The 17,759-nt window shown below is 58.7% G+C and carries 16 protein-coding genes and 1 pseudogene; 9 read left to right on the top strand and 8 right to left on the bottom strand.

Annotated elements, in window-relative coordinates:
- The first annotated feature begins 290 nt into the window (after positions 1 to 290).
- The 6 genes from AB4Z25_RS14380 to AB4Z25_RS14355 all read left to right on the top strand — a co-directional run bounded on the left by AB4Z25_RS14380 (position 291) and on the right by AB4Z25_RS14355 (position 7,513).
- Entirely contained in the window at positions 291 to 1,274 is a 984-nt protein-coding gene (locus AB4Z25_RS14380) for an ABC transporter permease (RefSeq protein ID WP_112540879.1), read from the top strand.
- Positions 1,275 to 1,323: 49 nt separating this feature from the next.
- Positions 1,324 to 2,340, top strand: coding sequence for a sugar ABC transporter substrate-binding protein (locus AB4Z25_RS14375; protein WP_442208282.1), 1,017 nt, complete (start codon positions 1,324 to 1,326; stop codon positions 2,338 to 2,340).
- A 73-nt stretch (positions 2,341 to 2,413) separates the two neighbouring features.
- On the top strand, positions 2,414 to 4,537 hold the full coding sequence (locus tag AB4Z25_RS14370; RefSeq protein ID WP_112517600.1) for an ABC transporter permease: 2,124 nt from the start codon (positions 2,414 to 2,416) through the stop codon (positions 4,535 to 4,537).
- The gene (locus AB4Z25_RS14365; protein WP_442208281.1) at positions 4,534 to 5,583 is read left to right on the top strand and encodes a hypothetical protein; all 1,050 of its coding nucleotides are present in this window, start codon (positions 4,534 to 4,536) and stop codon (positions 5,581 to 5,583) included. Before AB4Z25_RS14370 ends, AB4Z25_RS14365 begins: the two co-directional genes overlap by 4 nt.
- 1 nt (position 5,584) lies before the next feature.
- Positions 5,585 to 7,093: a sugar ABC transporter ATP-binding protein gene (locus tag AB4Z25_RS14360; RefSeq protein WP_112446035.1), complete on the top strand. Its 1,509-nt coding sequence runs from the start codon at positions 5,585 to 5,587 to the stop codon at positions 7,091 to 7,093.
- 18 nt (positions 7,094 to 7,111) lie between these two features.
- Complete coding sequence (locus AB4Z25_RS14355) at positions 7,112 to 7,513, top strand: carboxymuconolactone decarboxylase family protein (RefSeq protein ID WP_442208280.1); 402 nt, start codon at positions 7,112 to 7,114, stop codon at positions 7,511 to 7,513.
- Between the two features lie 633 nt (positions 7,514 to 8,146).
- Here AB4Z25_RS14355 and AB4Z25_RS14350 read toward each other — a convergent pair.
- The 3 genes and pseudogenes from AB4Z25_RS14350 to dnaE2 form a co-directional block, all read right to left on the bottom strand.
- On the bottom strand, positions 8,147 to 8,689 hold the full coding sequence (locus AB4Z25_RS14350; protein ID WP_442208279.1) for a GNAT family N-acetyltransferase: 543 nt from the start codon (positions 8,687 to 8,689) through the stop codon (positions 8,147 to 8,149).
- Entirely contained in the window at positions 8,689 to 8,997 is a 309-nt protein-coding gene (locus AB4Z25_RS14345; protein WP_112386889.1) for a type II toxin-antitoxin system TacA family antitoxin, read from the bottom strand. Before AB4Z25_RS14345 ends, AB4Z25_RS14350 begins: the two co-directional genes overlap by 1 nt.
- Before the next feature lie 244 nt (positions 8,998 to 9,241).
- Positions 9,242 to 9,770: pseudogene (gene dnaE2, locus AB4Z25_RS14340) on the bottom strand (error-prone DNA polymerase); the annotation flags it as partial.
- Between the two features lie 122 nt (positions 9,771 to 9,892).
- Between dnaE2 and AB4Z25_RS14335 the strand changes: the two are divergent.
- The gene (locus tag AB4Z25_RS14335; protein ID WP_442208278.1) at positions 9,893 to 11,266 is read left to right on the top strand and encodes an ISNCY family transposase; all 1,374 of its coding nucleotides are present in this window, start codon (positions 9,893 to 9,895) and stop codon (positions 11,264 to 11,266) included.
- 267 nt (positions 11,267 to 11,533) lie between these two features.
- Here the strand turns inward: AB4Z25_RS14335 and AB4Z25_RS14330 are convergent, their stop codons facing one another.
- Positions 11,534 to 11,905, bottom strand: a complete 372-nt coding sequence (locus AB4Z25_RS14330; RefSeq protein ID WP_112386521.1) for a hypothetical protein — start codon at positions 11,903 to 11,905, stop codon at positions 11,534 to 11,536.
- Positions 11,906 to 12,110: 205 nt separating this feature from the next.
- Here AB4Z25_RS14330 and AB4Z25_RS14325 point away from each other — a divergent pair, with 205 nt between their 5' ends.
- Positions 12,111 to 12,377 (top strand): hypothetical protein, encoded by a 267-nt coding sequence (locus AB4Z25_RS14325; RefSeq protein WP_112386522.1) that lies wholly within the window; start codon positions 12,111 to 12,113, stop codon positions 12,375 to 12,377.
- The gene (locus AB4Z25_RS14320) at positions 12,374 to 13,030 is read left to right on the top strand and encodes a nucleotidyl transferase AbiEii/AbiGii toxin family protein (protein ID WP_112446099.1); all 657 of its coding nucleotides are present in this window, start codon (positions 12,374 to 12,376) and stop codon (positions 13,028 to 13,030) included. Before AB4Z25_RS14325 ends, AB4Z25_RS14320 begins: the two co-directional genes overlap by 4 nt.
- 473 nt (positions 13,031 to 13,503) lie before the next feature.
- Here AB4Z25_RS14320 and AB4Z25_RS14315 read toward each other — a convergent pair whose 3' ends face one another.
- From AB4Z25_RS14315 to AB4Z25_RS14300, 4 genes are all read right to left on the bottom strand, one after another.
- Positions 13,504 to 14,118: a DJ-1/PfpI family protein gene (locus AB4Z25_RS14315; protein ID WP_112386524.1), complete on the bottom strand. Its 615-nt coding sequence runs from the start codon at positions 14,116 to 14,118 to the stop codon at positions 13,504 to 13,506.
- Between the two features lie 61 nt (positions 14,119 to 14,179).
- Positions 14,180 to 15,130 (bottom strand): substrate-binding domain-containing protein, encoded by a 951-nt coding sequence (locus tag AB4Z25_RS14310; RefSeq protein ID WP_112386525.1) that lies wholly within the window; start codon positions 15,128 to 15,130, stop codon positions 14,180 to 14,182.
- A 57-nt stretch (positions 15,131 to 15,187) separates the two neighbouring features.
- Positions 15,188 to 16,180 carry an ABC transporter permease gene (locus tag AB4Z25_RS14305; protein WP_112386526.1) on the bottom strand — a complete coding sequence of 331 codons (993 nt, stop codon included), beginning with the start codon at positions 16,178 to 16,180 and terminating at the stop codon, positions 15,188 to 15,190.
- Positions 16,177 to 17,754, bottom strand: coding sequence for a sugar ABC transporter ATP-binding protein (locus AB4Z25_RS14300; RefSeq protein ID WP_442208277.1), 1,578 nt, complete (start codon positions 17,752 to 17,754; stop codon positions 16,177 to 16,179). Before AB4Z25_RS14300 ends, AB4Z25_RS14305 begins: the two co-directional genes overlap by 4 nt.
- Positions 17,755 to 17,759 lie beyond the last annotated feature (5 nt).

The raw sequence follows: 17,759 nt of genomic DNA, 5'->3' as shown, positions 1-17,759 counted from the left end.
TCATTTCAAGCCTTTGCGCTTCATCGCATCATGAAATGATATTGACATCGCGGCGGGCAGAGGCCTAACGTTCTCGCAACGCAGCAACAGACTGCGTGGGAACAAGTCGAATAGCACCGTACAGCATGCACCGCTCCGCGCATTGGCGTGGAGGAGCGCCGAGAATTTGATTTCGCGCGAAAGCCTCTTTGCGTCGAAATTCCTTCTCCAACTCCGGCTGTATTTGGGGGCTTCAAACTTTGACGATCTTCCCGCGCACCGGCAGGCTTCGCGTGATTTGGGGACGTGGAATGAAACGTAGCGGACTGCATCTGACGGCGTTGAGCCAGGAGACGATCGTGGCCGCGATCGCCGTCATCATCTTTATCGTGGCGTCGGCTACTCTGCCTGGTTTCTTCACGGCCGAAAACGTCGTCTCGATCATCCGCTCGGTATCCGTGCTCGGCATCCTGGCGCTTGGAATGGCCGTCGTCATCATCGGGCGTGGCATCGATCTGTCGGCCGTCGCCGTCATGGCGATGTCCGTCGCGTGGTATCTCCAGCTGCTCAACGATGGAAGCTCCGGCTGGCAAGCGCTCGCCCTTGTGCTCGCAGGGGTCGTCGGTATCGGCCTGCTCAACGGCTTTCTGGTCGCTTATGCCGATGTGCCGGCGATCTTCGTCACCCTTGCCAGCGGTTCGTTCGTCTTCGGCTTCGTGCGCTCGCAGCTGATCGCCCAGGATGCCGTGCCGGTTCCGCCCGACAACTGGCTGCAGCTGTTCGGCGGCCTGCGCTTTCTCGACATCCCGATCGAGGTCTTCATTTTCGCCGCTCTCGCGTTCGTTATCTTCCTGTTCCTTCGCTACACCAAATGGGGACGCTACGTGTATTATGCCGGGGACAATCCGGTCGCCGCCCGCAACGCGGGCATGCCCGTCCGGCCGATGCTGGTCTTTCGTTACGTCCTCTCCGCGCTCGTCGCGTTTCTTGCCGGCCTGCTGACGGCCGCCAGCCTTCACTCGATCAATACGCGCGTCGTCAACTCGACGCTCCTCTATGACATCGTGCTGGTCGCGGTGATTGGCGGGATCGGCCTTTCGGGGGGAAAGGGGAGCGTTCGCAACGTGCTGTTCGGGTCGGCGCTGATCGGCATCATGCTGAACGCGATGACCATCATCGACATCCCGCTGATCTACCAGAACCTGATCAAATCCACGATCCTGCTCGTCGCCATCGTAATCGACGGGCTTCTCAATCCGCGTGACGAGCAGACGGCCCAGCAGGGGGACATCTGAACGTGGCGCGGGACGAACGAATTCATCCGTCAACTCATCGGGGGACCCCATGAAATACGTGAAGGCACTCTTTGCCGCAGCGACTTTGTCGCTGTCGGTTTTCGTAACCGCCGCTCCAGCGCAGGAAGATCCGGGTCCGGCAGCTTATTCCCAGGCCCTCATAGGCAAGCGGGTGATGCTCGTTCCGATGGCCATGGGCTTCGACCTCGCGCAGGGCTGGGCTCATTATCTCCAGACCGAAGTTGAGGCCTTCGGCGGCGTGTTCGAGACCCGCGACCCCAACTGGAGCGTCGAGGCCGGCGCTCAGGCGATCACCGAGGCGATCTCCTCGGACACCCGGCCGGATGTCCTCATCGTCCATTCGCCGGACCTGAACTCCTACGCGCGTCTGCTCAAGAAGGCGCAAGCCGCCGGCACATACGTCATCCTGATCGACAATCCTGCAAACTTCGCCGCTGACGCTTTCGTCGGCAGCGATTGGGACCGCCTTGGCCAGCTGGAAGCCGAAGCGGTGATCAAGGGCTGCGGGCCCAATTCCTCGAAGAAGATCGGCCTCGTCCAGGGCGACCAGGTCAATGCCTCCAGCCTCTACCAATATGCAGGCATCACCAAGGTTCTGGCGAAGAACCCGGATTTCCAGGTGGTCGCGAAACCCGATTCCAACTGGGATGCGACGACCTCCCGCAACGTCACCACGACGATGCTCCAACAGCACCCCGATATTTGCGGCATCATCGATTTCTGGGATGGCGACGCCTCGGGTGCAGCTGCGGCCATTCGCGATGCCAAGCTGCAGGACAAGGTGTTCCTCGTCACCACCGGCGGCGGTGAAAAGGCTGCCGACTGCGATAATCTGGAAAACGGCACCTACGGCGCTGTCGTGATGACCGAACTTCATCACCAGTCGCGCGACATCAACGCCATCATCAAATTCCTGTTGCAGAGCGGCCAGCCTGCCGGCACCTCCAAGGCTTATATCTACACCCTGGAAAAGGCGACGACCAAGGCGGACCTGAAGCCCGACAGCTGCTGGGACCTCAAGGCACTGAAGACGGCTGCGAAGTAAGCACCTGTCTGCAAATGGAGCCCCTCGGCCGAGGGGCTTCGCACGTCTTCCCCATCTCATCCGGTCCATACACATGACATTCAGAGAACGCTTGCAGGCGTGGCGATACAATTTGATCCCGGATCACCTCGCCGGCGAGATCCTGACCAAGCGCTGGACCGACAATGCAATACCATTCCTTGCCCTGGTGATCGTCGTCGCCGGATTTGGCTCGGCAATCCCGGGTTTCTTCAAGATCAATTCGCTCCAGGATTCGACCCGTCAGCTCGGCGAGTTCTCGATCGTCGTCACCGGGCTGACCGTCGTCATGCTGGGGGGCGGGATCGATCTTTCGGTCGGTTCGATTTTTGCGCTGTCCTGCTTTGCGGCCGTCTCCACCTTCTTCATCTTCGAGCAGCCCGTCTGGGTCGCCCTGCTGGCCTCGATCGCGACCGGTGTCGCTTTCGGTGCGATCAACGGCTATCTGGTCGGTTTTCTCAGGCTCCGGGCATTTCTGACGACGCTGGTGACCTTCATCATCGGCAGAGCGGTCTACGACATCCTCGTCGTCAATTTCGCCGCCCAGATCCAGATGTCCTCGGCCATGTCCGACGTCTGGGATTTCGTCGGCGATGGCACGGTGCTCGGCATATCTGTGTCCGTCCTGACGGCGATCGTCTTCATCGTCCTGACGCATATTGCCCTGACGCGGTCGCGCCCAGGCTGGCATATTCTCGCCGTCGGCGGCTCGCGCCGCTCGGCGCATAATGCCGGCATCAAGGTCAAGCGGACCGTGTTCCTGACCTATGTATTCTCTGGGCTTTGCTCCTCGATCGCAGGCTTCCTGATTGCCTGCCGGCTGAGCGGGGCAGGGCCCGGCACGGGCCTCAACCTCGAGATTCTGGCGCTTACGGCGGCGGTCGTCGGCGGCAATAGTCTTGGCGGCGGAAGAGGGTCGGTCATCAAGGGCCTGATGGGCGCAATCATCGTCCTCGTCATGACCAACGGTCTTATCCGGCTGGGTTACGGAACCGGCACCAACCAGATGGTACTCGGCCTGATGCTGGCAGTCGCCGTCACGATCGATATCAGATGGCTGAAGAACCGTCACAAGGTCTTGAACGAAGTCTATGTCGCTCCCGTCTACCTGCGCATGGGGGAAGCGCAATCCGCCGTCCCCGGTTCGGGCACGCCCTATGCGCTGGACGACCGGTTGTCGCAGACGCAATATATCGGCCTTGGCGAGCTCGAAGGTCCCGAGGATGTCATCCTTGATGATGACGACAATCTCTATTGCGGCACGCGTCACGGCGAGATCGTCCGCTTCTTCGCCCCTGATTACCAGCGCTCGGAAGTCTTTGCCCATGTCGGCGGCTTCCCGCTGGGCCTCGCCTTCGACAAGGGCCGCAACCTGATCAGCTGTGTCGGTGCGATGGGTCTCTATTCGATCGCGCCGGACCGTACGGTGACCAAGCTGACGGCCGAGACATCGAGGTCCTGGACTTCCGTCGTCGACGACGCGCGGCTGCGCGACCCGAACGACTGCGACATCGCGCCCGACGGCCGGATCTACTTCACCGACTCGACGAAGCGATACGACGCGCATGACTGGGCGCTGGACTCGATCGAAAACCGCGCGACGGGCCGCTTGCTGGTCTACGATCCAAAGACTGGCAAGACCAAGACCCTGCTGGATGGGTATCGCTACACCAACGGCGTTTGCGTCGCCCATGACGGCAACTCAATCTTCTTTGCCGAAAGCTGGGCCTGCCGTGTTCACCGCTACTGGCTGGAGGGGCCGAAGGCCGGGACCGCCGAATGCGTGATCGCCGACATGCCCGGCTATCCCGACAATATCAATCGCGCCTCGGACGGCACCTATTGGATGGCCTGGCTCGGCATGCGAACACCAAGCTTCGACCTGTCGCTTCGCCACCCAGGCATGCGCAAGCGCATGACCCGGCGCCTCCCTCAGGACGACTGGCTGTTTCCGAACATCAACACCGGCGGCATCGTCAAATTCGACGAGACCGGAACCATCCGCGATGCCATGGCCGATCTTTCCGGCGTCTCACACCCGATGGTCACATCGATGCGCGAGCACAAGGGCTATCTCTACGTCGGGGGCATCCTGAATAACCGCGTCGGCCGCTACAAGCTCTCGAGCGCCAGTCAGACATGGACCGGGCCGTCCTCCTATTGGGGGAGCGCTCGATGATTTTCGATCCGATCCTCGATCTGTTTCGCGGCAAGGCCGTGACCATCCCGCCGCTCGACGGTGCATTTCGTCCGAACCAGGCGCTCGACGATGCGCCGCTGATCGCGACACTTCCTGACGTCGACAATGCGCTCGTGCACGATGGCCGGCTCGTCGTCTCGTCCGGACGAAAACTGCTTTCTATCTCGTCCACAGGGCAACAAGAGGTGTTGCAGGAGTTCGATGCGGAAATCTGCGCAACGGCGGCGTCGGCGTCGGGGACGCTGGCGATCGCTCTAGTGTCCGGCTCACTCGTTCTCGATCGCGAAGCGCTGCCGCTCCCTAAAGAGATCAGGTGCATCACCGCGCTTGCCTTCGCCCCCGATGGGGCATTGTGGCTGGCAAATGGTGCAGATCGCATCGCGCCGGATCAATGGGCACGGGATCTCATGTCAAAAGGGCGCTCAGGAAGCGTCTGGAAGATCGAACCCGGCAGCCGGGCGCCGCGCAAGGTCGCCGGCGGCCTGGCATTCCCCTATGGGCTTCTGGCAAATTCCGATGGCGTTGCCGTCAGCGAAGCCTGGCATCACCGGATCGTCAGGATCTCGGCATCAGGCCCCATAGAGACAGTGGTCGACAATCTTCCCGGATACCCAGCGCGGCTTTCTCAGACCGCCGATGGGGGAGCGTGGCTCTCGATCTTTGCTCCGCGTAACCGCCTGATCGAATTTGTTCTTCAGGAGCAGCGGTATCGTGAAGACATGATGGCAAGCGTCCCGCCCGAATTCTGGATCGCGCCATCGCTCTCATCGGGAACGAGTTTTCTCGAGCCGCTGCAGTGCGGCGGCATCAAGACCATGGGAATCCACAAGCCTTGGTCACCGAGCCGCTCCTACGGTCTGGTCGTCAAGCTTGATGCCCGGCTGCAACCGCTATCAAGCCTGCACAGCCGCGCCGATGGCATCAGGCACGGCACCACCAGCGTTGCCGAACACGAGGGCAGGCTATTCATCACCTGCAAGGGCGCCGGCATGCTCGTATCCATGGATGTGGCGGAGGTCAGATAGAATGGCGGCAGCAAACGAGATCATCGTCCACCTGGAGAACGTCACCAAGGAGTATCGCGGCGTTCCCGCGGTCAAGAATGTCAGCTTCGATTTGCGCAAGGGCGAAGTCCACGCGCTGCTGGGCGAAAACGGCGCCGGCAAGTCGACGCTGACGAAGATCATCGCCGGTGTCGTCGAACGGACGTCCGGTACCATGACCCACCATGGCAAGGAGGTCAGCTACGGCTCGCCGTACCAGGCGCTGGACGCCGGCATCGCAATGGTCTTCCAGGAGACCAGTCTCGTACCGTCCATGACGGTGGCACAAAATCTCTATCTGGGGACGGAAGGCTTTCTGAACCGCCTGCGCGGCATCTACATCTCCGCTCAGCAGTTTTTGCAGTCACTCAACTTCCCTGTCGATCCGACGGCTATGGTCGAAACCCTGGGTGCCGCCAAGAAGCAGATGGTCGAGATTGCCCGCGCCGTTCACCACAATGCCGAGATCATCATTTTCGACGAGCCGACTGCAACGCTGACCCCTGAAGAGAAGCGCCACTTTTTTGCACTCGTGAGGCGGTTGAAGGCGAGGGGAGTGTCGATCGTCTTCATCAGCCATGCGCTCGAGGAAGCGTTGGCGATCGCCGATCGCATCACCATCCTTCGTGATGGTGAACTCGTCGCATCGGGAGACACGTCGGAGTTCGACCGGGAAAAGATCATCGCGGCGATGGTCGGCAGAACGCTCACCGGAGAGCTTTATCGCAAGCGTGATTCATCCACCATCCGTAAGCCCGGCAAGAAGGTGCTCTCGGTTCAGGACCTGTCGATGAGCAATGTTGTGCGCAACAACTCGTTCTCGATTTTCGAAGGACAGATCACCGGCGTCTTCGGGCTTATCGGATCGGGCCGGACCGAAACCTTCAAGGTCGTCTCCGGCATCTACAAGCGCGACTTCAAGCGCGGCGGCTCTGTCGAGCTCGATGACAAGCCCGTCCGCTATTACGTTCCCCGCGAGGCGGTGAAGGACGGCATCGTCTACGTCACCGAGGATCGAAAGAGCGAGGGTTTTTTCGAAACGATGTCGATTGCCGAGAATATCTTCGGCGGTCTTCTGTCCGCCGACCGCGAGAAGAGCAGCATCATCAGCAAGAGCGAGATGCACAAGCTTGCCGTCGAGTGGACGAGCAAGCTGAACATCCGCGCGATCAACGACAACGCGCGCGTCGTTGAACTGTCAGGCGGCAACCAGCAGAAAGTCGTGATTGGCAAGGGTCTCGTTCAGGAGCCGCGGGTGGTGATCTTTGACGAGCCGACCCGCGGCGTCGATGTCGGCGCCATCGCTGAAATCCATCAGATCATCAATGAGCTCGCCGATCGCGGATTGGCGGTCGTGGTGATTTCATCCTATCTGCCAGAGATCATGAACCTGTCGGACCGCATCCTTGTCTGCAGGCAGGGCCGGATCGTCGAGGAATTTTCGCCAGGCGATTCCACCGAGGCAAAGATCATGTACGCTGCCGTCCACTGACGAGCGAAAGGAACGACAATGGCGACCGTGAAACTCCTGACCGATGCCGAAATCGAAGTGATCCCGGCTGCGAAGGCCGTTTTCGACGATATCCGGGCGACCCGAAAGTCGGATTTCATCAACAACTTCTGGCGTGGCCTAGCCAATGATCCGCCCTTGCTGAAGCGAACCTGGGAAGGCCTCAAGGCCGTCATGGCTGTCGAAGGCGTTCTCGATCCGCTGACGCGCGAGATGATCTACATTGCGGTCTCCACCGCAAATGGCTGTTCCTATTGCGTTCATTCGCACACGGCCGCAGCGAGGGCGCGTGGCATGACTGAAGCTCAGCATGCGGAACTGCTGGCGGTGATAGGGCTCGCAGGGCAAACAAATCATCTTGTCACCGCGATGCAAATTCCGGTCGATGAGGCGTTTCTCTAGAGAAGCTAACCCAAGCGCATGATGGCCGCCTTGGAGGGTAGGGCATCAGCCACTTTCTCGCAGATAGGCAGCAAAGGCTTGGCGCCAAGTCGCTCAACCGTTGCTGGGTGACATTGGCAAGATCCGTGTCCCCAGGCATGAAGCGTCGGATGCGTTTGTTGGTGTTCGACGCTTTGGAACGATATCGAGACCTTCGGCATTCTTCATCACCTGCGCGACGAGACGATCCTCACGTTCGAACGTGAGATCGCCTATCCGGCTGGGATGACGGCCTGGGGCACCGCCCTCACGGTGGAGCAGGAATACCAAGGCACCAAACCGGCCGTTTATTCAGCTTCCGCCGTCGCCAAGGATTTCTTCGCCGATCTGGCCAGACAGGCTGAGGAATACCTTCAGGAAGTAGAGGCACTCACACGCAATCGATAGCGGTGCAAACCAGCTTTTCGGTCAGCCGACGCTACGGCGACAGCAGCTTTTGCCAGCGTAGAGAATGAGCGCAACGAAATCAGGTAGCACTAGCGTGGCATGGTGCTCCGGTTTACGACGCGGTGGTTCGGGCGCCCTGCCTCACATTATAAACTGGCATTGAATCTTTACGGGAAAATCGTCGAAGGACGTCTGAGCGGCAGGGCGTTAGTCGAACATCTTCTTGATCGTTGCGACGGCGAGGAACATCCGCATCGCGTTGGTGGCCAAGGGCTGAAAGCCGTATCGCTTGTAAAGCTTCACCCGCCTCTCGGTTCGCGCTGCATCACCGCAATCAAGGACATCGAGCATGACGATAGCCGTCCCTATCTCATCGGAGATCCGCGCTATTCTCATGAGACAGTCGATCAGCAAATCGCCGCCGTATCCGCTGCCCGCGAGTTTCAGGTCGCGACCGATCATCGAGATGTAGGCGGCCGGAATTGAGCCGTGTCCGGGGCGGTCACGGGCAAACTTCTTCGGAAGCTCGGTATAGTCTACGGCATGGTTGTTGATGGCGTAGAAGCCCATCACTAGGCCTCCGTCTCGAGTCATCACGAAAACACGAAGATTGTCGCTCTTTTGAAGCTTGTTTGCCGTCTTCTGGAAAAAGTTATCGACCTGCTCAATCCCGCAAGAAAACGCCGCCCGATCGTGCTTCGAAGGATCGAACGGCTCGATGATCGGCTTTGGTGCCTCACTCTGCGGCATTATTTTGAGACGACAGTCGCGCTATGGCGCTTGAAAGCTGCCTTAAGGCTATCTGTCGGCTCTGGCGGATTGTCCAGCGCCGCAAAAAAGGCAGCATGATCGGCCGGCTGCAAAAGGGTCCGTTCATGAGCGGCAATCGTGGTCATAGCCGCTTGATAAGCCGCGTTGATGGTAAAAGCCGAATCGTCCACACCGGACAGCGCAGCAGCACGTTGGATTGCTGTCTTGATCCGCGCCTTCGTACGAAAGCCCATACGTGCGTCGCTTGGCTCATCGATCTCTGCGGTCATATCTTTGAAAGCAACCATCATCGCCTCCTGGTCAGGATAATATTGTCATTATGTACGTCTAAACGACGTACGCGTCAAGTTAGCAGATGGATCATTGTACGTCATATATACGTACAATGACGATCGAACTGCGTCCATGATTCTTTTGATCGGCTGTTCCGGCAGCGCTGCTGTTGTCGTCGAAGAAACAGAACCATCGACTTCGACGTTCAGCAATCGTGAAAAACAGCAGGGGTCCTTAATTCACGCAACCGCACCGCTATCAGTGAAAATTCCGCGCCTTGATCTTCAGTGTGTCGATATGAGTTCCGGAACGAACATATCGCGCGGAGCGATGACCGGCTTCGGTGTATCCCGCGGATCCGGCCCTCAGGCAAACGCGTCGCCGCGGCCGGCCGGCAATCTGAAGGCCTCGTCGCGATCGGCGAGGTCGAGATCGCCAGACAGGTCGAAAAGCTGATGGGCAACGAGATGACCGACCTGCCAGCGCTTCTCGAACAGCGTCGGCCAGACGACAGGGTTGGCGGGCCGGTTTCGTCCTCGATGGTGATGAACATGAAGCCTTTTGCGGATCCCGGCTTTTGGCGCACAAGGACAAGGCCGGTCGTATAGACCCATCGCCCGTCGCGAGCGCTCACCGCATCGGCGCAGGTGATGATGTTGCGCGCCGAAAGATCCTCGCGGAGGAAGGCAATCGGATGCCGCCGCAGGGGCAGCCCGGTATCGCTGCAATCCTAGATGACGTTATGGCCATCCGTCATCTCCCGACGTGCCACCGCCGGGTCCTGCTGCAGTGAGTTCCATAATGTTGATTATGCGATTTTGATGTGTAGCCGCAAAGTTAGAATGTCCTGTTTCTGCAAAGTTGGAATGTCACACTCCCCGGGTCTGAATGACGTCTGGGAGATTGCAGATGGGATTGATTGCGATGAGCGAACGCGATCTGCAGCGGATCGAGATTTTGTCGAAGGTGGTTGCCCAGCGGATGACCACGGTGTCAGCGGCGCATGTGCTTGATCTGAGCGAGCGCCAGGTGCGCCGGCTGCTGGAGCGTATGCGGACTGGCGGCGCGGCTTCGATCCGGCACAAGGCGATCGGCCGACCGTCGAACAACCGGATCAGCGACGGGGTTCGCGATTATGCGATGACGCTGGTTCGCGAACGCTATGCGGATTTCGGGCCGACGTTGGCGACGGAGAAGCTGGCTGAACGCGATGGTTTGCGGGTGTCGCGCGAGACGGTGCGCAACTGGATGGCGGATGCCGGCCTCTGGCTGTCGCGCAAGCAGCGGCGGACGTTTCATCAGCCGCGGCTGCGGCGCGAAGCCTATGGCGAGCTGGTGCAGATCGACGGGTCGGAGCATCGCTGGTTCGAGGATCGCGGACCGCCTTGCTCGCTACTGGTGTTTGTCGATGATGCGACCGGCAGGTTGATGCAATTGCGCTTTGTACGCTCGGAAAGTGCCTTTACTTACTTTGAGGCGCTCAAGCTCTATCTGCAGGCGCATGGTGCTCCCGTCGCCTTTTATTCCGACAAGCATTCGGTGTTTCGGGTGGCGAAGAAGGAAGCCAGGGGTGGCCAGGGCATGACCCAGTTCGGGCGTGCGCTCTGCGAGCTAAACATCGAGATTCTTTGTGCAAATTCGAGCCAGGCCATGGGTCGGGTCGAGCGCATGAACCGGACGCTGCAGGACCGGCTGGTCAAGGAGCTCAGGCTTTCTGGCATCGACACCATGGAGGCTGGCAATGCGTTCTTGCCGGGCTTCATGAAGGACTACAATGCGCGATTTGCAATCGTCCCTGCCCGCCCGGACAACCTGCACCGGCCACTGAATCTGGCGCCGGATCGGTTGACGGAGATCCTGTGCAAGCGCGAGCAGCGTTATGTCGGATCGCAGCTGACGTTTTCGTTCGAGCGCCAGCGGATCATGCTGGAGGAGACCGAGGTGACGCGCGGTCTGGTGGGTCGCTATGTCGAGACCTATGCTTATGCGGACGGTCGGCTGGAGGTGCGTTGGAAGGGATATTCCCTGCCCTACACCGTGTTCGACAAGGATCAGCGGGTGACGCATGCGGCGATCACCGAGAACAAGCGGTTGGGTGATGTTCTTGCCTATATCAAGGAGCGCCAGGAGCAGCAGGACAAGCCGAAGGTGAAGAGCAACAGCGACAAGAATGGCTATGTCAAACGTGCTCGCGGGCCGGGCCGGCGGAAGGATTTTGTGAACGATCCGGCGGTGATTGCTCGGCGAAAGAAAGCACTGTCGCGGCAGCAGGCTGCTGAGTGAGGCGTCTCAAAGCTAAAGCCGAAGAGGTGTATTTACCACCCGCCCCGATCTGATCTTGCAACCGGGATCAGCCGGTCAGATCGGGGCTGGCCGGTGTGCCGTATGGTGGCCTTGCGGACATTTTAACTTTGCAAACCGGCGGACATTTCAACTCTCACGCCACATGATGTGTAGCCGGGTACATTCTATTTCCAAGTGCGACATGCCAGTAATTTCAATGGCTTCACTTTGGAGATTCCACGTGCGCGTTAAACCGTTGCTTGGATTTCATTCGCGAACCATCCGCCGTCTGATCATCGTTACTGGCTTTTTCGCTGCATCGATCACTCCATGATATCTCACCCGCCCATTCTCGAGAAGTTTGTATCCCTCGGCACCGTACGTTTCCAATTGCCGGAGATGTTGGGCAACCGATGAACTAATCGGCTTGGCTTCTTTAGCGACGACGCCCGCCTTGGAGGAAATACCCAGCAAGCCTGCGCTCGCGCCCGTAAAATCGAGGGAAGATACAGAATCAATCGTGGTGGCTGCCGGATCTCCTGCTGCCTGCACCTGCTGATGCGTCAGGCGCCCCTGCTGGTCATAGGCAAGCGTGGTGACGGCAGCATCCGTCTGGCTGGTGACCGTTAGCGCCGTCATAGCTTTAGGACCAGCGGCCGAGATCGGGATCGGAGGCTGTATATCGCCTCGAGCGAGACTTTAATTTTCGCGCTGGCACGCACTAGCATTGCGCTTACTGAGCGAGAGCCGGCGCCATGTGGCCGCGCTGACGCTTGACTGCCCACCTATCTTGCACCATGTATATTGGAACCCGGAAAGAGATGGCCGGAGATGGTGGCGTCACATGATCACGAATGCAGCAGAACTGGTTCTCGCAACCGTCAACGCTCCTTATTCGAAGCCGCTTGACGAAATGATGCTTGTTGCCTGCATTTTGGATTTTACCAAGGCCAAGTCTGCAGCAGGTCCCGTCTCGTCGTTTTTTGGGGACGTTTCGCCCTCCCTGCAAATGCAATTCGCGTCTGAAAACGGTATCTCGGCCGATGTGCTTGCAATGGCGGCAAAGCAGTTTGGTTCCTGGTCGGGGCAGACTTACGCTCTGGCCGCATGACATCCCGTTGGGACGAGCTTTTTGCGATTGCCTACAAGCTCATCGATGACGTCAATCGACCCCATGTGTTGGTGACCGATTGGTCCTTCGGCGGCGGTACTGCAATGATGCTGCAGATCAACCATCGCGAAAGCCATGACGTCGATATTTTCCTGGACGATCCGCAGCTCCTCCCGCTCTTCAATCCAACGACCAACGATTTGATTTTCGAAACGCCGCCGGCCGCCTATGAAGGCGATGGGTCTCATTTCCAGAAAATGGTTTTCACTGGCATCGGCGAAATCGACTTCATCGTGGCAGGACTGAAATCGGAGCCCGGCGTAATCAAGAAGGAAATTCTCGGCCGGCAGATCAATCTGGAAACGGTCGAAGAAATCGTTTGCAAGAAAATCTTCTACCGCGGCGCCAGCATCACGCCACGCGACATCTTCGACATCGCAGCAGCCAGCGAAAGTGGTCGGAAAGCCGAACTCTGTACTGCATTGGCTGGCTATCCTGATAAATGTTCAGCAGCCATCGATGCCGTCAACAGGCTCGGAGACGAGTTCCTTCAAAGCGCGATCGACGCGCTCATGATCACCCCGGACTTTCTGCCCTTGCGACAGAATGCGAAGTCGCTTTGCCTGGATGTCCTCGTGGCAAGTGCCGGCTGACCAAGCCGTCTGCGTCTGCTAGTTACAGGTGGTGGCGCTTCGGTTGGCGTCTCTGCCGCAAAGTTGGAATGTCCTGTTTCTGCAAAGTTGGAATGTCACACTCCCCGGGTCTGAATGACGTCTGGGAGATTGCAGATGGATTGCTAGCGATGAGCGAACGCGATCTGCAGCGGATCGAGATTTTGTCGAAGGTGGTTGCCCAGCGGATGACCCCTTCATCGACAATTGCTATCCAATGTCTGAGCTAGAGATGATAGAGGCGCCCGCCGGGATCGAAACACTGCTGCGTTCCCAGGCTGCCTCCAACGAGATCGAGATCGCGCGAGGCACTCCGATTGAACCTTGCGGATTCGGCCTGAGATTCCGGTTTTAAACATCGTTGGTACTCTTTGGCGACGGCTCCAGTCCTAGGCAAGAACTCCCTGTCCGCCCGCAGGCGGACAGGGGTTCGAGTATTTTGTGCAAGGTTTGGTCTAAGCAGCCCGAGCCACATCATCCCGGTGATGGATCTCGGTGCCAAGCACCTTCAAGCACTCGCGGATGAAAGCGGCAAGCGCTGTCCAGCCTTTTGCGGAGACCATTGTACCATCGACATACGCCTCGGTCGGCGAGAGATCGACATACGTTCCACCCGCCAAGGTAACCTCCGGTTCACAGGCGCCCAGTGCACCAACTTTCTTACCCCGCACCACACCATCGACAGCCACGAGGATCTGCACGCCGTGGCAGATTGTGAAGATCGGCTTCTGCTTCTCATGGAAATGGCGAACCATTGCCTGAACGCGCTTGTCGGTACGGATGTATTCCGGACCACGACCACCGGCAGCGTAGACAGCGTGATACTGATCAAGCTGCGTCTCGGCCTCGGAGAAGGTCTTGTTGATCGTAAAAAAGTGTCCGAGCTTTTCGGTATAGGTCTGGTCGCCCTCGAAGTCGTGCAGAGAGGTCTTGATTAGGTCGCCGGCCTTCTTGTCTGGGCAAACGACGTGCACCGTATGGCCAACGGCTTCCATTGCCTGCTGGTAAACGAAAATCTCGTATTCCTCTGTGAACTCGCCTGTCAGCATCAGTATCTTCTTGCCTGGCATGATTTTACTCCTCTTGCTCATGCGATGGGGCGGCGCTCGCCGCCCCGGTTGACGTGGATAATCAGAAGGGAGAATCCGGGAAGTAGTATTCCTTGGCGTTCTCCTGGGTAATCAGCGGTGCGTCCAGCTTGACCGTCCCACGAACCGGCGCTTGGCCGACCAGGTTTGCGACCGTCATGTATATTGCGGTCTTGATCATCGCAGGCGGGTACGGTGTTTCGACAGGGGTCATTGCATCACCGTCAATGACCTTCTTGACGATGTCTTTCATGCCATTGCCGCCGAGTGCTAGCTTGATGTCCTTGCGCCCGGATTCCTTGACCGCTTCCAGAACACCGAGCAGCATATCGTCGTCGTTTGCCCATACAGCGTCGATCTGCGGATACTTCGCAAGGTAATCCTGCATGAGTTTAAACGCTTCGTCGCTGTTCCAGTTGGCGTACTGGATGTCGAGCACCTTCAGCTCCGTGCCTTTTATGGCATCCTGAAAGCCTTGAATGCGCTCGTCGTCGATCACGGTCGGGATGCCGCGCAGCACGACGAGATTGCCCTTGCCGCCGAGTTTGTCGATCATGAATTTTGCCGTATTGCGGCCGACAGCAATGTTGTCTCCTGCCAGGTAGAGGTCCTGTATCGTCGGGTCGTTAAGACCGCGATCGACAACCGTGATGAATGTCCCTGAATCCTTGACGGCTTTCACAGGAGTGGTCAGCTCTTCCGATGTATAGGGCAAGATGACCAGCGCATCGAGCTTGCGGCCCGCCGAGAGATCCTCAAGCGCGCTCACCTGAGCGGTGGCCGACGGCGAGGTTTTGACGACGACTTCGACATTCGGGAATGCGGCGTTGATTTCCTTCGCGGCCGCCTGTGCATGGTAGACAATCCCTGCCGTCCAGCCGTGGTCTGCAGCCGGTATCGACACGGCGACGACTTTCTTGTCGGCGGCGAGCGCGTGCCCTGCGGTGAGCAACGTCGTAACGGCCGCAGCCGCAATCCATTTCTTCGTAGACATTCCATTCCTCCCAGAATTTGGACCTAAGATCGTGAACCCGTGTGGTCCTGACACGGGCTATTTCGAGAACCGTTGGATGAGCATGGCGATGATGATGATGACGCCCTGTACACCGGCCACCAGGTACTCCGAGACGAAGTCGGACAGCACCATGAGATTGGCGATCAATTCGAGAATGACCGCGCCTGCCACTGTTCCCCAGACGTGTCCCTTGCCGCCGCGCAACGCCGTGCCGCCGATCACTACAGCGGTGATGACCTGCAGTTCCCAGAGGACACCCGTTGTCGGCGTCGCCGCACCGAGCCGTGGAACGTAGCAGATGGCAGCAATCGCGACGCACGCACCCTGGATGGCATAGGCGATCGTGCGTGTCTTGATGATGGAGATACCGGAGTAGCGAGCGACGTCTTCGTTGGCTCCGACGGCGGCACATTTTCGGCCGTACTTCATTTTGTAGAGAATGAACGACGCTACCGCCGCAACCGCGATCGATATCAGGATGGGATACGGGATGCCCCCGAACGTGCCGAAATACACTGGTCGATAGGCGTCACGCAGGCTGCGATCGATTGGGATCGTGCCGCCGTCCGACATGTAGGTGATCAGGGCCCTGAAAATCCCCATCGTGCCGAGCGTTGCAATGAAGGGTTCGATTTTCCCGATCGTGACGATAAGGCCGTTCATTAAGCCGCAGAACAGACCGACGCCGACAGCCACCACCATCCCCGCGGGGATTGCAGACACGCCCCACTCTGGTGCCATCCGATTCATAAACATGATGGTGATCCCGGTGATGAACGCCGCCATCGAGCCGACCGAAAGATCAAGGCCACCAGAAGAAATAACGAATGTCGCACCGACAGCAATAATGGCTATGAAGGCGCTTCGCGTGATCACATTCGCAAGATTGGTCGCCGACAGGAAGTCCTGATTGATTGCGAAGCCGATGACCATCAGCGCCGCAAGTGCGAGGAACGGACCAATATCAGACCATCTGATATTCCACTCCCGGTCCGGCTTAACCGCCGTGGTGCCCGTAATAACCGTCATCTTCTACCTCCCTCGTTGCTTGCCGCAGTGTCGCTCGTTGCCAGAAGCGCGACAGCGTGTTCGGTCATAGCCTCCCCGGACACTTCACCTGCGATACTCCCTTCCCTCATCACCACGATGCGATCGCAGATGCCGATGAGTTCCTGCATCTCCGACGAGACGACGATGCAAGTCTTCCCCTGTGACACGAGCTGCTGGATGAAGGCGTAGATTTGCGCCTTGTTAGCGATATCGATTCCGCGCGTCGGTTCATCGATGACGACCACCGAAGGGTTCGTGAGCAAGACTTTTGCAAGAAGAAGCTTTTGCTGGTTTCCGCCGGACAGCTGGCCAGCATTGACCCCGATGTCCTTCACGCGAATGTCATATTGGTTGACCGCCTCTGTAAGGGCCTCCTGTTCGCGGCGACGTCGCACGAGAAGGCCAGGATGGAAACGGCCGAGCGCCGAGAGCGTCAGGTTCGGGGCGAGTCGCTCATGCAGGAGAAGCCCCTTGCCCTTGCGGTCCTCGGTCAGGTAGCCGATGCCAGCGTCGAGCGCGGCACGCGGCGAATGAATATCAATTGACTTGCCCAACAATTCGACCGAGCCAGAGGCTGGACGCAGGCCCATAATTCCTTCGAAGAGCTCCGTTCGACCAGCGCCGATCATTCCGGCGAAGCCGAGGATTTCTGATTTGCGGACGTCAAATGAAACGTCCCTCGCAAATCCCGGGACCGTGAGATTGCGCACCGCCAGGATCGTCCCGGTTAAGGCATGTGCCCGCTTTGGGGGATAGAGGGCTGAGAGATCGCGGCCGACCATCAAACGCGCCATGTCCATTTGGCTGAGCGTCTGCCCGGGGTAGGTCCCTACCATCTTGCCGTCGCGCAGAACCGTGACCTTGTCAGCAAGTCGCTGCACTTCGTCGAGCCTATGGCTGATATAAAGGATGGCAGCGCCTTGCGCCCTCAGGCGTAGGATGATGACGAGAAGCCGGTCTACTTCCTCTCCGGTGAGAACAGCTGTCGGTTCATCGAAGATGACCAGCTTGTAATCGTCAAGGAGGGCACGGGCGATCTGCACAAGCTGACGGTCCGCGAGCGAAATGTCGCGAACGAGTGCGTTGGGCGACGCGACGCAGCCAAGCTCGGCGAGCTTCTCTGCTGTCAGGCGGCGCATGGTTTTGTCATCGACAACACCATTTCGCATCATCTCCCTGCCGAGAAACACGTTCTCGGCAACCGTCAGCCCATCGGCAAGCAGGATCTCTTGATGAACAAGAACAATACCGGCTTCCTGGGCCTGTTCAGGCTTGGCGAACCTGACTTCGCCAGTCCCCATCGATAGCGATCCACCGGTCGGCTCGGCGTATCCCGACAGCAAGCGCATGAAAGTGGATTTTCCTGCGCCGTTTTCGCCGATAATGGCGTGGATTTCGCCAGGCAGAATATCCAACGTGATATCGGACAAGACCGTGACCGGGCCGTATTGCTTCGACAGAGCCGACGCGCGCAGAACCGGATGCCGAACAGCTTCGCCGATCTCCCTCACATCTTCCCTCCCCCGCCTCTCGATGCTGACGACGTTCGGCATTCGGC

It is taken from the genome of Rhizobium sp. RAF36 (assembly GCF_052114105.1).
In the GTDB taxonomy this organism is placed as follows: Bacteria; Pseudomonadota; Alphaproteobacteria; order Rhizobiales; family Rhizobiaceae; genus Rhizobium.
The sequence above is the reverse complement of the archived record's forward strand: the minus strand, read 5'-3'. Positions and strand labels throughout refer to the sequence as shown.

What these genes read in the sequence shown, in the direction of transcription:
- AB4Z25_RS14380 (WP_112540879.1), top strand. Translation starts at nt 291, where the DNA reads ATGAAACGTAGCGGACTGCATCTGACGGCGTTGAGCCAGGAGACGATC.
- AB4Z25_RS14375 (WP_442208282.1), top strand. Translation starts at nt 1,324, where the DNA reads ATGAAATACGTGAAGGCACTCTTTGCCGCAGCGACTTTGTCGCTGTCG.
- AB4Z25_RS14370 (WP_112517600.1), top strand. Translation starts at nt 2,414, where the DNA reads ATGACATTCAGAGAACGCTTGCAGGCGTGGCGATACAATTTGATCCCG.
- AB4Z25_RS14365 (WP_442208281.1), top strand. Translation starts at nt 4,534, where the DNA reads ATGATTTTCGATCCGATCCTCGATCTGTTTCGCGGCAAGGCCGTGACC.
- AB4Z25_RS14360 (WP_112446035.1), top strand. Translation starts at nt 5,585, where the DNA reads ATGGCGGCAGCAAACGAGATCATCGTCCACCTGGAGAACGTCACCAAG.
- AB4Z25_RS14355 (WP_442208280.1), top strand. Translation starts at nt 7,112, where the DNA reads ATGGCGACCGTGAAACTCCTGACCGATGCCGAAATCGAAGTGATCCCG.
- AB4Z25_RS14350 (WP_442208279.1), bottom strand. Translation starts at nt 8,689, where the DNA reads ATGCCGCAGAGTGAGGCACCAAAGCCGATCATCGAGCCGTTCGATCCT.
- AB4Z25_RS14345 (WP_112386889.1), bottom strand. Translation starts at nt 8,997, where the DNA reads ATGGTTGCTTTCAAAGATATGACCGCAGAGATCGATGAGCCAAGCGAC.
- AB4Z25_RS14335 (WP_442208278.1), top strand. Translation starts at nt 9,893, where the DNA reads ATGGGATTGATTGCGATGAGCGAACGCGATCTGCAGCGGATCGAGATT.
- AB4Z25_RS14330 (WP_112386521.1), bottom strand. Translation starts at nt 11,905, where the DNA reads ATGACGGCGCTAACGGTCACCAGCCAGACGGATGCTGCCGTCACCACG.
- AB4Z25_RS14325 (WP_112386522.1), top strand. Translation starts at nt 12,111, where the DNA reads ATGATCACGAATGCAGCAGAACTGGTTCTCGCAACCGTCAACGCTCCT.
- AB4Z25_RS14320 (WP_112446099.1), top strand. Translation starts at nt 12,374, where the DNA reads ATGACATCCCGTTGGGACGAGCTTTTTGCGATTGCCTACAAGCTCATC.
- AB4Z25_RS14315 (WP_112386524.1), bottom strand. Translation starts at nt 14,118, where the DNA reads ATGCCAGGCAAGAAGATACTGATGCTGACAGGCGAGTTCACAGAGGAA.
- AB4Z25_RS14310 (WP_112386525.1), bottom strand. Translation starts at nt 15,130, where the DNA reads ATGTCTACGAAGAAATGGATTGCGGCTGCGGCCGTTACGACGTTGCTC.
- AB4Z25_RS14305 (WP_112386526.1), bottom strand. Translation starts at nt 16,180, where the DNA reads ATGACGGTTATTACGGGCACCACGGCGGTTAAGCCGGACCGGGAGTGG.
- AB4Z25_RS14300 (WP_442208277.1), bottom strand. Translation starts at nt 17,754, where the DNA reads ATGCCGAACGTCGTCAGCATCGAGAGGCGGGGGAGGGAAGATGTGAGG.